The following is a 13,976-nucleotide window of genomic DNA, read 5'->3' on the forward strand; positions in this document are numbered from 1 at the left end:
CTCCGTCGATACGACGTAGGTCGCGACATCGAGCGGGTTCGTGATCATGATGACCATTGCTTCCTTCGTGTACTTCACGATCTCGGAGAAGATGGAGCGCATGATCTTCGTGTTCGTACTCGCGAGCTTCAGACGGTCGGGCGTCTCGCCGGGCAGGATCGAAGGGCCCGCCGTGATGACGATGAAGCCTGCATCGCGGCAGTCCTCGTATGTGCCCGGATGAATCTTGATGTTCGTGCTGTACGGCGAGGACATGGCATGACTCGCATCCAGTGCCTCGCCGCGCGCGCGATCCATATCGAGATCGATGAGCGCGATCTCCGATGCGAGCTGAAAATCCGCGATCTTGTTGAGCACGGCGGAGCCGACATTGCTCGTCCCGATGATGACGACTTTTCCCCTGTTGACTGACATGATAAAAACCTCCCAATCCCCCAAAAAAGCAAAAAAGTCCAAACGCATAGTATGCGCTCGGACGCTATGGACTCATGTTGAGGAAGCACTGATAAACTCAGCACCATCATCTTGGCGCATCTTTTCCACCCTCTCTTCGTCGGCAGATCCTCCACAGAGCACCACTCTGCGTCCGGTTTGCCTCCTTGACAGGACGAAAAATCTACACCAATCTGACGGACTTCCTTTTATCAGCGATTCCTTGAACTGTGTGGAAGCCAGCTCGCTCATGATGGATTGCACTTCTTTTCAGTCGGATCGTTCCCGCAGGATGCCCTGCGCCATCATAGTAGCACCGAGGGGAATGATTGTCAACGGATTTTTCACGGATTTCATCGTGTATACAGAGGATTTCGTTGCTTCTCTTACACCTCGGTCATCATGAGATTTCTTGACAATGCACGGAATTTGCATTACTCTATAAAAAAGGAGTTGATTGGAGTGTCACAAACGAATGTAAGCATACGCATGGATAACGATTTGAAGGAGCAATTCAGTGCATTTTGTGCGGATATGGGCATGAGCATGACGACAGCATTCAATATTTTTGCGCGAAAGACAGTGCGTGAGTACCGCATTCCCTTTGAGATCGGCGGTAATTCGCCGAACGCAGAGACACAGGGAGCGCTCGACGAGGTGCGCCGCATGAAGGCAGACCCGAGCCTCGGCAAACGCTATACAGATGTCGATGCGATGATGAAGGATCTGCTTTCATGAAATATACGATTCGCCCAACTTCCCGTTTTCAGAAGGACTTGAAACGTGCGGCAAAGCGCGGATACAATACGGAGCTATTGTCCGATGTTATCAAAAAGCTGGCGCGCGGCGAAGTGCTCGCCCCAAAGTACAGAGATCACGCGTTGACAGGGAACTATACAGGATGTCGGGAGTGCCACATCGCACCGGACTGGCTGCTCATCTACGAGATTTCAGAGGACACGCTCATCCTCTACCTGACGCGAACAGGAACACACAGCGACCTGTTCAAAATATAAACGCCGCCCACGTGCATAATGGGCGGCGTTTTCGTTTTATCCCTTGTCCGACTCCGCGTTGTAGACATCCTTGAGCAGGGTCTCCTTGCGCAGACTGCGGCATTCACACGCATTCTCCTCAGTGGGGACGCTGCGGATGGTGGCGAGCAGAATGTCGCCGATCATGGGCGCATCGTCGTAGAAAATCTGCGTGAGCGTATCGTGCAACCACGGGCGGATGCCCTCGCCGTAGTTGACGACGAAGTACAGCCCCGCATAGCACGCGCCGATCTCGCGTGCGAGGTAGACCTCGGGCGCAAGGCTCTGCCCCACGATGTCGGCGTGCCCGCGCAGCATGGCGATCTCGGCGGGGCTCTCGAAATGCCGTCCGTCCGTGACGGCATAAACACCTCTGTCGAAAATACGCCCCGTATAGCGTTTCTTTGTCTCTGCGATGAGCGTCCTGCGCAGTTCCGAGCAGAGCGCGTCGCGCATCACGAGCAGATAGCGTCCGTCGAGCATGACATCCTTGCGTACGGACAGATCGAGGTAGTCGTCGGGGATGAGGAAGTCACGCGGATCGAGCAGGGGATTCACAGTCCCCACACCGCCCTCGGAGAGGATGCGCGTGACGCCCGCCTCGCGCAGCACCCAGAACACCTGCCGAGAGGCGTCCGCGCGCGTCACGCCGCTGCGCCAGCCGTGCATGCGGCAGGTGAGGACGCGTCGCCCAGCCACCGAAAAGAGGCGGAACGCGGGGCTTTCCCCATAGGGCGTTGCAAAGTGCAGACCATCCGCGAGGATCTCCACATCCTCCGCCATCGAGGCGCGCGGGAAGTCGCTCGACAGTGTCCCCGAGCCGCCGATGACGGCATAGCCCGCCGCAGGTATCTTTTCCTCTGCCATGCTAGAACCTCCGTATCACGCGGTAACGCGTGTCGCGCTGTGCAGGCTCTCTGCCCGCACCGCGTATCAGATCGATCATCTTCTTGATGGACATATTGTATCGCGTGCCCGCCGCGCGCACGACATTCTCCTCGAGCATGATGCTCCCGAGGTCGTCCGCACCGAAGCCGAGGGTCAGCTGCCCGATGCGCTCGCCCTGCGTGACCCACGACCCCTGGATATGGGACACATTGTCCATATAGAGCCGCGTGACGGCGAGCGTCCGCATATAGTCCCAGCTCGAGGTCTTTTCCCCGCCGAGCGCGGTATTGCCAGGCTGGAACGTCCACGTGATGAAGGCGCGGAAGCCGCCCGTCTCCTCCTGCAAACGACGGATATGCTCCATGTGCTCCACGCGCTCCGCCATCGTCTCGCCGAAGCCGATCACCATTGTCGCCGTCGACTCCATGCCGATCTTGTGCGCCGTCCGCATCACACGCAGCCAATCCTCGGTCATGATCTTCTTCGGCGCGATGAGCTTGCGCACGCGGTCAACGAGAATCTCCGCGCCGCCGCCGGGCAGGGACGCAAGCCCCGCATCCTGCAAACGCCGCAGCGTGTCCTCAACCGTGATACCCTCCTTTTCGGCAAAATACAGAATCTCCGTCGCCGTGAAGGAGTGAATCACGATGGAGGGATAGCGGTCACGGATCGCGCGCAGCATATCCTCGTAGTACGCGAGCGGCAGATCGGGGTGGATGCCGCCCTGTATCATGACCTGCGTTCCGCCCGCCGCTGCCGTCTCGCCGACCTTCTCGATGATTTCCTCCATCGGCAGGAGGTAGGCGTCCTCCGCATCCTGCTTCGTGTAGAACGCGCAGAAGCGGCATTCGTTCACGCATACATTCGTGTAGTTGATATTGCGGTCGACGATGAACGTCACGGTGTCGCCGAACCTGCGCCGCCGCTCCGCATCCGCCGCACGTCCGAGGTCGATGGGGTCGCCGCTCGTGAGGAGGTCAGCCGCCTCCCGCTCCGATAGTCTCATGCGCCCTCCCCCGCCGCAATCGGCCGATAGAATGTGTCGCGCTCCACAGGCTCATAGCCCGCCTCGCGAATCATCGCGTCCAGCTCGCGCCGCGTGATGCCCGTCTGCGTGGTCGCACCCGCCGCATGGATGATTTTCTCCTCGCCGATCGTGCCGTCGAGATCGTCCGCGCCGAAGCCGAGGGCAAGCTGCGCGATGGGCTGTGTCAGCATGACCCAGAATGCCTTGAAATGCGCTATGTTATCAAGCACAAGGCGCGAGAGCGCAAGCATCTTCATATCCTCCCACGAACCGACACGCGCGAGCTTCCTCTCTGCGCCGAGTGCCGTGTTCTCGGGATGAAAGGGAAAGAGCATGAACGCCTGAAAGCCGCCCGTCTCATCCTGCAAGTCACGCAGAAGGAGCAGGTGGTCGATGCGCTCCTCCACCGTCTCGATGTGCCCGTACATCATGGACGCGTTCGTGCGGATGCCGAGCGCGTGCGCCGTGCGCATACAGTCGAGCCACTCCGCGCGCGTCGCCTTGTTCGGGCAGATGACGGCACGCACGCGGTCGGAGAGGATCTCCGCACCACCGCCGGGCAGGGACGAGAGCCCCGCCTTCTGCAACGCGCTCAAGATGTCACGGACGGAAGTCCCCTCCGTCTTCGCAAAGTTCACAACCTCCACGGGCGTGAATGCCTTGATATCCGCATGGGGAAGCGCCGCGCGCACCTGCCGCACAACCCCCTCGTAGTAGGCGAAGGGGCGGTCGGGGTGCAGTGCGCTCACGATGTGGATCTCCGTGAGCCGTGGCGTTTTTTTCGCCAGTTCCAGCACGCGCGCCACATCGTCCGTTTCCATAATATAGCCGCGCGCGTCGCCCTGCTCCACCTGAAACGCGCAGAGCGGGCAGTTCGCGCTGCATATATTCGTGAGATTGATGTGGCGGTTCACCGTATAGTAGACGTTCTTCCCGCTCGCACGCTCCTTCGCGGCACGCGCCCACGCCGCGAGCGCGAGGAGGTCGTTGTCCTCGTAGAGGGCGAGCGCATCCTCCCTCGTCAGCCGCGCCCCGCGCTCGGCGGCGGCACGGGCTTTCTTTCGATCACTCATGTACTTTGTAGTCTCCTTATAACACTCCCGCAAGTGTACCAAATGCGGCGGGATTTTGCAAATTCACCCGTATTCATCCGAGCCGTGCGGAGAGCATCCGCTTGTTGGCTATACGCGTGCGTCTCTTCAACTTTACCCAAAAGACCTATTGAAGCCGCAATTCATCTATACTATCATAAAACAGACGAATATTCCCACAACAGAAGTCACGGAAAGGAGCCGATCATGACGCTTCCCCACCAATGTCCCGGCTGCGGCACGGGACTCGGCTACAAAGGACTCTGCTGGCGGTGCAGGACGGCGGCGAACCGCCGTGCAGCACTCGCATGGACGCCCGAGGAGATCGCGGCAAAGGAGCAGGAAATCATCGCGCAGATCGAGGATGTTCCCGATGATTTCTGGTACCTGCTCTGCTGTCGCGGACGCCTCGCGCCGGAGATTCCGCGCGCGGCACTCGCGGCGCGTTCCTTCTGGCCCTCGGCAGTCTACTATCACGCGCCGGCGGATGTGCGGGACGGACTGATCGCGGCACTGATGGAGACGGAGGACGCACGCGAGGCGAATCTGCTCATGATGTGCCTCGGTATGCAGGGAGACGACCAATCCCTTGCAGCACTCCTCGCCCTCGAACGTGCGCCGCGCCCGTGGCGCGGGAATCTGCACGTTGATCCCGCCGTCTATGCGCAGTGCGGCGGCTGGACGTTCGACGCAGAGGGGCAGCGCCGCACGCTGAACTTTGACACCTGCTATACGCTGGTGCACGCCGCATCGGAGGAGGAGCTTGCCCGCTCGCCCGTCCGCATTGCCCGCCCACGGGAGGAGAACTGCCCGCACTGCGGCTGCCGCATGGCGGATATGCTCGTCCTCAACGGGCGGGATGAACGCCTGCACTTCCTCGGCATCGACGGCATTCTCACGGCGACCTGCTGTCCGAACTGCGTTTCGTATGCGGAGCCGATGCTGAGCCGCTATACGCTCGATGGCGGCAGCGAGGTACTTTCTTACGGAGAGGCAGACGACAGCATTTATGTCGATGAGGCACTTGCCGCGATTTTTGAAAACAATCTCATCCTCGGCGAGACACCCGTACCGTTGTTCTACGGCGCACGCTTCGAGGACACCTGCACGCTCGGCGGCTTTGCGCTCTGGTGGCAGGACTGGGAATACACGACGTGCCCCGACTGCGGACAGCCGATGAAGTACCTCATGCAGATTCATTGGGAGGCGCTGACGGACTACATGGAGGGCTCGCTCTACATCGAGTTCTGCCCCGACTGTCAGATTGTCTCCATGCAGCATCAACAAACATAAGGAGTTCCACGATGAAAAAAATTGGCAGAAATGACTCTGCGCATAAAAAGAAAGCCCCAATGCCCACAGAGGTCTATACCGAGGAAGAACTGGATGCCGTCGAGAGCCACATCGAAGCAAACTTCGGCGCATACGGACACGTCTTTCACGAGATCGTCTCGCCCGACATCCATCTGGACATCTGCATCATCGACCCGACCGAGGAGCGCAACTACTATATGCTCGTCACCCTCGGAATGGGGGCACATCGGATGAACGTGCCCGCTGATCTTGCGGAGCACAAACTTGAGCGTGCCGAGCTTGCGATTGCCCTGCCGTGCGACTGGAACATCCATGAGAGTGCCGAGGAGCATTACTGGCCGATCCACCTGCTGAAGAATCTCGCACGTCTGCCAATCGAGAACAGAACATGGCTCGGCTGGGGCCACACGATTGACGCCCGAGCCCCCTACGCGGAGAATACCGCGCTCTCCGCCACCCTGATTGTCAGCGGTCAGGTCAAAAAGGGCGGCAGCAATGTCTGTGTTCTGCCCAATGGGGATGAGGTCAATTTTTATCAGATCATCCCGCTCCACAAGGACGAACTCAAATATAAACTGGAACATAACGCAGATGCCCTGCTCGACCGTCTCGCCGAACGTCACGTGAGCTTTGTGATTGATCCGGAGCGGCGCAGCGCACTTGCGCCCGAGGACTTCGCCGATCTCGTGATGGACGATGCACAGTGGCACCTCGATACGCTGCGCGAAAAGAAACTGCCCGTGGACGAGATCACAGCGTACAACCATCTCGCGATCTATCTGCGCTACTGCATCGAGCATGAGCTGATGGCAGACTGGTTCTGCAGGCAGTACGCGGCAACCATCCGTGCCGTGCGTGAGCATCCGTCAGAGACGGATCTGCGTCCCTTTATCCGCGATGAGTTGAACGGGATTCTGATGCGCGGTTTCTTTGGCGGGGATGGCGAGACATTCGCGCAGTATTACTACGATGGCGATGCCCCCTCCTTCCCCTCGGACATCGACAATCATGCCCTGGCGTACTTCGGCAGAGAGCAGTACTTCTCGGAGGAGTTCGACGACGAGGCATATCTCTTCGTCCCGTTCGATGAGGACTACTATGCGGCGATGGCGGCAGTCATCACGCAGCGGTGGGAGGCGTGGAAGCGGAACTGCGACGAACGGAAGGAAAACGAGGATGAGACGCCAAGCAGCGTTGCTTTGGCGATCATGCAGTATCTGAACTGCGGCAGGGCAGACTGCTCCCTGATGTACTTCCCGCCGATGGTGGACGACGATCCGATCATGGCGGCGTACAGCTATGCCGTGCGCCGCAGCGTGTGCGACGGCTATGTCCCCGTACTCATCGTGCCGAGCGATACACTGTGGGAGATTCTGACGATGAACGCGGAGGCGGAAAAGGGCGCGTTCGAAGACTATGACTTCGATGCCGAAGCCGTGGCAGCGTACCGCGAAAAAATGCTTGCACACTCCATCGGGGACGGCAAGGCGGTGCTGACGGAGCGGCTCGGCGAGCGTTTTGAACAGAACCGCGCGGAAACGTCCGATGAAGAGGAGCATCCCGCCAACCGTTTTATCAGCTATTGGGACTACGAGACGCAGAAAACGCACCCGATGATTCTCGCCAAGATTCCCGTAAAGAATCCGTGGGAGGTGTTCGCCTATCTGCCGTTCGGCGGGTGGAACGACTGCCCCGACACCGAGACCCTGATGGCGGTGTCGAAATACTGGCACGAGCAGCACGATGCCGCTCCCGCCGTCCTCACTTACGATACGCTTGAGTACAGCGTGCCCGCGCCTGTGTCCGAGGAGAGCGCGCGAGAACTCGCCAAGGAGCAGTATGCGTTCTGCGCCGACATCATCGAGCAGGGGATTCCGACCGTCAGCAGATTGGCGAAGAAATTGAACGCGTCGAATGTGTGGTATTTCTGGTGGGATTAAGACAGGAGCAATCGAATGACACTACTCGAACAGTGCCAATGCTGGCACGAGAACGAAGAATATCAGAAGATCATCGCAGAGCTCGAGGCACTCCCCGCCGCAGAGCGCACGCCTGAGCTCGACAGCGAGCTGGCGCGTGCCTACAACAATGCGGCAAGTGTCGATGACCGTGCGTATTTTGAAAAGGCGATCGCCCTCCTCACGCCGCATGCGGACTACTTCAAGGGCGATCATATCTGGAACTTCCGCATGGGCTACGCCTACTACTACCTCGACCGCGAGGACTGCGCCCTCCCCCATTTCGAGGAGGCGCTTGCCGCGCTCCCGGGCGATGCGGATACGGAGCGCATGATCGAGAGCTGCCGCAAGATGCTCTCCCTGCCGCTCGTTCAGCGCCCATTCCGCATCCGCGTACAGGAGGCATGGGCAGCCTTTGCGCAGGCAGAGGCGGGACTGCGTGCGCTGATGGACAGTGATGAGGACTGCGGCGAAGAGCTCATCGAGAGGTGCGACGCCGTCCTGCGCATCGCCTTTGATGATGTCTCATTCGAGCTTGGAAAGGGCGGCGCGAAATATGAGCTGATCCTCACGCCCGAGGGCATGCGCGCAAAGCTCTTTCCGCTCGTCTATTTCGCACGCCTCGCCCCTGCCTCCGTGCGGGAGCACTGGGACATCCACGTTGGGCGCACAGCCTCTCTTGGTTTTGCCCTGCGCAGGGGCGACTGCACTGTAGCGATGGAGGATGTCACCGTCTGGTTCGCACAGGAGGGAGCGGGGATCGCCCTCACACTTTACTGCGAAAAACTCCTTCCTCTCCTGCGGGAAGACGAGGATCGCACATGGTGGATGCTCTCCACGATCGTCGATCAGGCACTCGGCGAGATTGCCGCCATTCGCCTCATCCATGATTTCGAGATCATTGATACGCCGAAGGAAGAGCCTTCGATTACGCTCGACTGCCTTCCAAGGGCTCTCTCGGAGGCGGGATTTTCCCTCGACAGCGACGCAGAGGACTATCTTGAACACTCCTATCTCGCCTACGAGCGCGACCCGGATACATCTGCCGAAACGGACTGGCGGCTCGATGTCTACACGGGCAGTACGCGTCTGCCCTCCCTCCTCAGTGCCTATATGGAAAACGATGCGGCACTTGTGAATATGTATCATGCGGACGGAATTGCGGCGGGCTTCATCGCCTATCCGCTGCCGGAGGATCTGCACGGGAAATCCGAGGAGCTCCTTGATTTTCGCGATACGCTCATGGAAGCGATCACGGAGACGGCAGGAGAGGATGCTGTGAGCTTCCTCGGCGGTGCGACGGGCACGGGTTGCGGCTATCTGGACTTTATTGCATGGGACTTGCGGGCGGTGTTGGATGCGGCGGCTCATTTTCTCACGGAGACGACGCTGCCGTGGGCGGCGTTCCACTCGTTCCGACGGGACACGAATCCCATCTACCTGCTCGACCGCACAGAAGAGAAGAACGACGCGGAGCAGGAAAGCCCCGCCGCCGCAAAAGCCTCCCTACTCTCCCCTGCGGCGATCCGAAAGCTCGAAGCGATGGACGAGGGTTCGAGCGGCTATTTCTACAAGATGCTGAACTATCTCGACGGCTACATCAAGAGCGGCGTCATCAAGGGAAACTTCACGCGCGAGGAGGCATACGCCGATCTGGACATCGCGCTCTGGTATGCGTACGCGTGCAACAACATTGATGCCTACGAGTATTACTATCGCACGACGAAGTATCTGGCAGCGGCAGAGGCGAATGCGCACGGCTGCGGCACATACTACTACCGCTATGCCGTCGCACTCATGTACTGCGGACGTCTTGAGGATGCGCTGCACTATGCCGAGCAGGGTGCACGTGAGGAGCCGGACTATCCGTGGATCTATCTGGAGCTCGGCAAGCTGCGCGCGCATTTCGGCGACCGTGATGGTGCACTCGATGCTGTGGCAAAGGGGCTTGCGCTCGTGCCGGACGATCATGAATTCCTCACGCTCGAGCGTGAGATTCATGCAGGCGCAACGATTGAGGAGATGTGCTACCACTGGATCGATCCCGACTTTGACCGCGAGCTGCAGGAGGCGACGGCTGAGGGAGAGGAGCTCGCACCGCACCCAACCGTAGATGCGACGGAGGATATGTACGAAAAGCAGCGCGTCATCGCGTGCATTCGCGTGAACGAAGCGGGGCTTGCCTATTTCCGCCAGCTCTTCCGCCCCGACCCGCAGGACTACGAAAAGAATGCGCCGTTCTGCACATTCCGGTATCCCGTCGGCGACACGCAGGTGCAGCTCGTCTTCCGCATGAACGAGGCGGGGCTCTCAAAGCGCGATCCTGCATGGCTGCGTACGCAGAAAGAGCGCCTCGACGACGGGCGCTGGGCGAGCCGCACGGACGAAGCGGGCACAGGCACACTTTCCGCCGTGCATTTCGAGCTGGACAATCAGGTCACGCTCGAATATCGGTATCCGTGGGAGGAGAAGCGTGTCTACATTCCCTTGGACGAGGACGGGAATCCGAGGGATGAGGAGTAGAATTTACTGCATACAAAAAAGGAGGCGCACGCCTCCTTTTTTGATGTCATTATTTACTTGTTCCGATAGTGCGAGCCGCACTGCCATATCTCGAATCGCCTATCCTTGATACGAAAAACCAGACGATTCTTCTCATCAATACGAACACTCCAAAAGCCGGAGAGTTCGCCCTTGAGTGGTTCCGGCTGTCCCTGGCATTGGTATCCGTTGCGGTCAATATCCTGAATGAGCCGGTTGATCTTTTTCAGCGTCTTCTTATCCTGCGTCTGCCAGTACAGATAAGATTCCCACGCCTCATCCTGCCATACTTTCTCCATTAGTCGACCTCAATGAGCTCATGCGGTTTCAGCGTACTGCGCCCTGCCTCAACATCCGCAATCGCCGCGCGAAGACGCGCCATATTCTCCTCGCTGTAGAACGGATCCGGTTCTGCTGTGACCTCGAACGGGATGCGGCGATCCTGCGTCACCTTAGCCGCGAACATTGTAAATGCGGAAGTCAACGTCAGCCCCATCTTGCGGCAGGTTTCCTCCATCGCACTCTTGAGATCAGCATCCATCCGAAAATTCACCATTGCCTGTGCCATTACAATCACCTCTTTCGCTTTACATCATATCAGATATGCAAGAAAATATCAATCATTTTCCATCAATCACTTTACGTTTACAGCCCCAATTCCTCCTCGATCAGCACCAGTTCCATCGGGCGATAGCTCATCTTCTTGTAGTGAATCGTGAGGGCGTTGCAGATGCGCTCAAGCGCCGCACAGTCGTAGCAGCGCGTACCGTCCTTCGCGCAGGGCGTCTTCTTGGCCTTGCGGTGTGCGTTGCGCGGGGCGGCTATCTCGTGGATGCGCGCAATCCCCGCCTCGATGTCGGGGACGAGTTTGTTGATGCCGACGACGAAGTAGGTCTTTTCGTGTCCGAAGAGCGAACCTGCGACGCGATTGCCCGCGCCGTCCATGTTGAGGATCTGCCCATGCTCGGTGATGGCGTTCGCCGAGAGCACGAATATATCCGTCATCAGAGCCTCACGCCCTGCCGCGAGAAACGCCTCGATGCCGCCCACATGTCCCGCACGCGGCGGGTCGATGACCTCGTTGTGCTCACTCAGGCGCTCGTAGAGGGAGAGGGCACGCAGCGTCTCGGAGTCGCCGAAGCCGACGCGCTTGCCGCGAATCTCGCGCGCGAGGTAATCCGCCGCCGCCGTACGCTCGGCGAAGCGCGCGACATCATAGCGATTCCGGCGGAACGCCTCGAGCGTGCGCACAATGCGCTCCTCGTATGCTGACATAGCTCCTCCTCTGACGGTGAATGCCCCGCAGCGACCCCGCTCCCTCTCAATACGTCTCGATGATGTTAAAATTGCTGTCACACGCGGCAGGCGTACGCCCGATCTCGCGGATGACGCGGATGATGTGATCCTCCGAGAGGGCGCGCGGACTCTTCGCTCCGGCGTCGTGCAGGATTGTCTCCTTGTGCACCGTGCCATCGATGTCGTTCGCACCGAAGCACAGCGCGACCTGCGCCACGGGTACAGTCAGCATGACCCAATACGCCTTGATATTTTGGAAATTGTCGAGCATGAGCCGCGAAATCGCAATCGTGCGGAGATCGTCCCACATCGTCGTCTGCCGCACCGTCCGTCCCAGCTCCGTATTCGACGGCAGGAACGGGAACGGGATGAACGTCTGAAAGCCGCCCGTCTCATCCTGCAAATCGCGCAGACGCATCATATGCTCCACGCGCTCCTCGTGCGTCTCGATGTGTCCGTAGAGCATCGACGCATTCGTCTTGATGCCGAGTTCGTGCGCCGTGCGGTGCGTCTCCAGCCACTCGTCTGCCGTCGCCTTGTTCGGACAGAGTTCCTCGCGCACGCGGTCGGTCAGGATCTCCGCGCCGCCGCCTGCAATGGACTGAAGCCCCGCCTCCTTGAGGCGCAGGAGCACGTCACGCACCGAGAGCCCCGAACTCTTTGCAAAATGGGTGATCTCCACGCCCGTAAACCCCTTCAGATAGAGCTCAGGAAACGCCTCGTGCAGGGCGCGCAGCCGCCCGAGATAGTCGCCAAATGTCCAGTCCGGATGCAGCCCGCTCACGACGTGCAGCCCCGCGAGATGCGGATCGCGCATCGCATCCGCGACGTGCGCCACCGCATCCTCCACACTCATCTCGTACGCGCCCGCATCCTCCGCATCCCGCCCGAATGCGCAGAACTTGCAGTGTGCGAGGCAGATATTCGTGAGGTTCACATGACAATTCACGTTGTAGTAGACGATATCGCCGCATTTCTCGCGCCGCACGCGGTCGGCAAGCGCGCCGATCCACGCGATGTCATGACACGCAAAGAGACGCAGCCCATCCTCCCGCGTCAGCCGCTCGCCGCGCTCAATTTTTCTCTCTATATCCAAATATTCGCTGTGCAATCTGTTTCTCTCCTAAAAATAGCTATATTCGGTTGAAAGTTCGACGCACACCGCCGAAACTCCTGCCTTCCCTCAGTGACAAAAGCTTCACCGCACATTGATGTGCAAAAACAAAGTTTTTCTCGATACGGTATTGACAATTTTCTGATTTTTGACTATACTAAAGACAGTTAAGGAGGATTCGCAGCAGCCTGATTCAGGACAGGCAGCGTCCGTATGATCCGTAAACATATGGGCAGAGTTCTCCGGAGTTTCCACAGTGTTGACCGACGGTTGTTGGAGAGGGATTACGGCGGTGCAGCTTCGCCGGCTGAGCGGAGCCGGCACGGCCGGAGTTCCCCGACGGACTGGGAGGAGATTCCGATGGGTCATTGAGTGGCCGCAGGGTTGTCCGCACAGGTGCATTGGATCCCGGTACGTGACGGGAGACAGATGCCGAGCGAAGGTGCGGCAGGAGGATGCGGCAGCCCGCAGAGGACGGGCGCAGGGGCGTACAGGACGCACAGCAGAGATCGTTTTCCCACGAGTGGAGTCGTGGAGCGTGCGCCACTGTATGTCGAGGTAGTTTCTCAGCGTTTTGTTTTTCAGCGTTTTGGAGGAAAGTTCCCCACCGTATGCTAGCTGCGGAGAGGAATGAAGCAAAGATCGTTTGGATGCAAGAGAGTTACCTATCACTTCCCGTATTTTCCTCATGACCGTCGACAGGTGACGAGAAAGCCTGTCGGCGGTTTTATTTTGCGCGTATTTGCATAACACAATCTATTTTTTTCACCAATTTTCTGTATACATAAGAATCTGTAATTTTACATTCCGGATTTCTATGCTATAATACTGTTGTTATTTTTCCATTTAGTGAAGAAAAGGATAGGTGGTTATCGCATGAAAGATTCCCAGAACGAGTTCATGCAGCACGAGCTCAGACTCCCTGAGCTGACCGTGCGCGGCATGCTGCTCGGCGCGATCCTCACGATCATCTTCACTGCCTCGAACGTCTACCTCGGCCTCAAGGTCGGTCTGACGTTCTCCTCCGCAATTCCTGCGGCGGTCATCTCGATGGCAGTGCTCAAGATGGCGAAGGACGCAAACATCCTCGAGAACAACATGGTGCAGACGCAGGCGTCGGCAGCGGGAACGCTGTCCGCCATCATCTTCATCATCCCGGGTATGCTCATGATCGGCTACTGGCAGGGCTTCGAGTTCTGGCAGACGCTCGTGGTCTCCGCGTGCGGCGGCTGTCTGGGCGTGCTCTTCACGCTCCCCCTGCGCCGCGCAATGGTTGTGCAC

At 58.8% G+C, this 13,976-nt stretch carries 15 protein-coding genes; 6 read left to right on the forward strand and 9 right to left on the reverse strand.

What is annotated here, in order from left to right; genetic code table 11:
- On the reverse strand, positions 1-414 hold a 414-nt coding region (locus tag AXF19_RS14970; RefSeq protein WP_442983836.1), incomplete at its 3' end, for a lactate/malate family dehydrogenase.
- A gap of 72 nt (positions 415-486) precedes the next feature.
- Entirely contained in the window at positions 487-684 is a 198-nt protein-coding gene (locus AXF19_RS14670) for a hypothetical protein (protein ID WP_216634961.1), read from the reverse strand.
- 210 nt (positions 685-894) lie between these two features.
- Between AXF19_RS14670 and AXF19_RS02355 the strand changes: the two genes are divergently transcribed.
- On the forward strand, positions 895-1,170 hold the full coding sequence (locus AXF19_RS02355) for a type II toxin-antitoxin system RelB/DinJ family antitoxin (protein WP_066844536.1): 276 nt from the start codon (positions 895-897) through the stop codon (positions 1,168-1,170).
- Entirely contained in the window at positions 1,167-1,448 is a 282-nt protein-coding gene (locus tag AXF19_RS02360; protein ID WP_009656465.1) for a type II toxin-antitoxin system YafQ family toxin, read from the forward strand. The genes AXF19_RS02355 and AXF19_RS02360 overlap by 4 nt, the downstream gene beginning before the upstream one ends.
- A gap of 36 nt (positions 1,449-1,484) precedes the next feature.
- Here AXF19_RS02360 and AXF19_RS02365 read toward each other — a convergent pair whose 3' ends face one another.
- From AXF19_RS02365 to AXF19_RS02375, 3 genes are read right to left on the reverse strand one after another with little or no spacing between them, the layout of a single operon-like run.
- Entirely contained in the window at positions 1,485-2,333 is an 849-nt protein-coding gene (locus tag AXF19_RS02365; protein ID WP_066844539.1) for an MTAP family purine nucleoside phosphorylase, read from the reverse strand.
- A 1-nt stretch (position 2,334) separates the two neighbouring features.
- A complete protein-coding gene (mqnC, locus tag AXF19_RS02370; protein WP_066844541.1) occupies positions 2,335-3,360 on the reverse strand; it encodes a cyclic dehypoxanthinyl futalosine synthase in 1,026 nt (341 codons plus the stop codon).
- Positions 3,357-4,454: a radical SAM protein gene (locus AXF19_RS02375; protein WP_066844543.1), complete on the reverse strand. Its 1,098-nt coding sequence runs from the start codon at positions 4,452-4,454 to the stop codon at positions 3,357-3,359. The genes mqnC and AXF19_RS02375 overlap by 4 nt, the downstream gene beginning before the upstream one ends.
- Before the next feature lie 225 nt (positions 4,455-4,679).
- Between AXF19_RS02375 and AXF19_RS02380 the strand changes: the two genes are divergently transcribed.
- Genes AXF19_RS02380 through AXF19_RS02390 form a run of 3 tightly spaced genes read left to right on the forward strand, consistent with a single transcriptional unit; the run spans position 4,680 to position 10,267 of the window.
- Entirely contained in the window at positions 4,680-5,765 is a 1,086-nt protein-coding gene (locus tag AXF19_RS02380) for a hypothetical protein (RefSeq protein ID WP_066844545.1), read from the forward strand.
- Between the two features lie 11 nt (positions 5,766-5,776).
- Complete coding sequence (locus tag AXF19_RS02385; protein ID WP_066844548.1) at positions 5,777-7,726, forward strand: suppressor of fused domain protein; 1,950 nt, start codon at positions 5,777-5,779, stop codon at positions 7,724-7,726.
- A 15-nt stretch (positions 7,727-7,741) separates the two neighbouring features.
- Positions 7,742-10,267, forward strand: coding sequence for a tetratricopeptide repeat protein (locus tag AXF19_RS02390; RefSeq protein ID WP_066844551.1), 2,526 nt, complete (start codon positions 7,742-7,744; stop codon positions 10,265-10,267).
- 53 nt (positions 10,268-10,320) lie between these two features.
- Here the strand turns inward: AXF19_RS02390 and AXF19_RS02395 are convergent, their stop codons facing one another.
- From AXF19_RS02395 to mqnE, 4 genes are all read right to left on the reverse strand, one after another.
- Entirely contained in the window at positions 10,321-10,584 is a 264-nt protein-coding gene (locus tag AXF19_RS02395; RefSeq protein ID WP_066844554.1) for a Txe/YoeB family addiction module toxin, read from the reverse strand.
- Positions 10,584-10,853 carry a type II toxin-antitoxin system RelB/DinJ family antitoxin gene (locus AXF19_RS02400; RefSeq protein ID WP_066844557.1) on the reverse strand — a complete coding sequence of 90 codons (270 nt, stop codon included), beginning with the start codon at positions 10,851-10,853 and terminating at the stop codon, positions 10,584-10,586. The genes AXF19_RS02395 and AXF19_RS02400 overlap by 1 nt, the downstream gene beginning before the upstream one ends.
- A 77-nt stretch (positions 10,854-10,930) precedes the next feature.
- A complete protein-coding gene (locus tag AXF19_RS02405; RefSeq protein ID WP_066844559.1) occupies positions 10,931-11,560 on the reverse strand; it encodes an LUD domain-containing protein in 630 nt (209 codons plus the stop codon).
- Between the two features lie 46 nt (positions 11,561-11,606).
- A complete protein-coding gene (gene mqnE, locus AXF19_RS02410; protein ID WP_066844561.1) occupies positions 11,607-12,692 on the reverse strand; it encodes an aminofutalosine synthase MqnE in 1,086 nt (361 codons plus the stop codon).
- An 879-nt stretch (positions 12,693-13,571) separates the two neighbouring features.
- On the opposite strand from mqnE, the gene AXF19_RS14975 reads away from it, so the two are divergent.
- Positions 13,572-13,976 (forward strand): OPT family oligopeptide transporter (locus tag AXF19_RS14975; protein WP_237141662.1); only part of this gene is annotated, 405 nt, incomplete at its 3' end.

Origin of the sequence: Selenomonas sp. oral taxon 126 (assembly GCF_001683335.1) — a bacterium.
Lineage (GTDB): Bacteria > Bacillota > Negativicutes > Selenomonadales > Selenomonadaceae > Centipeda.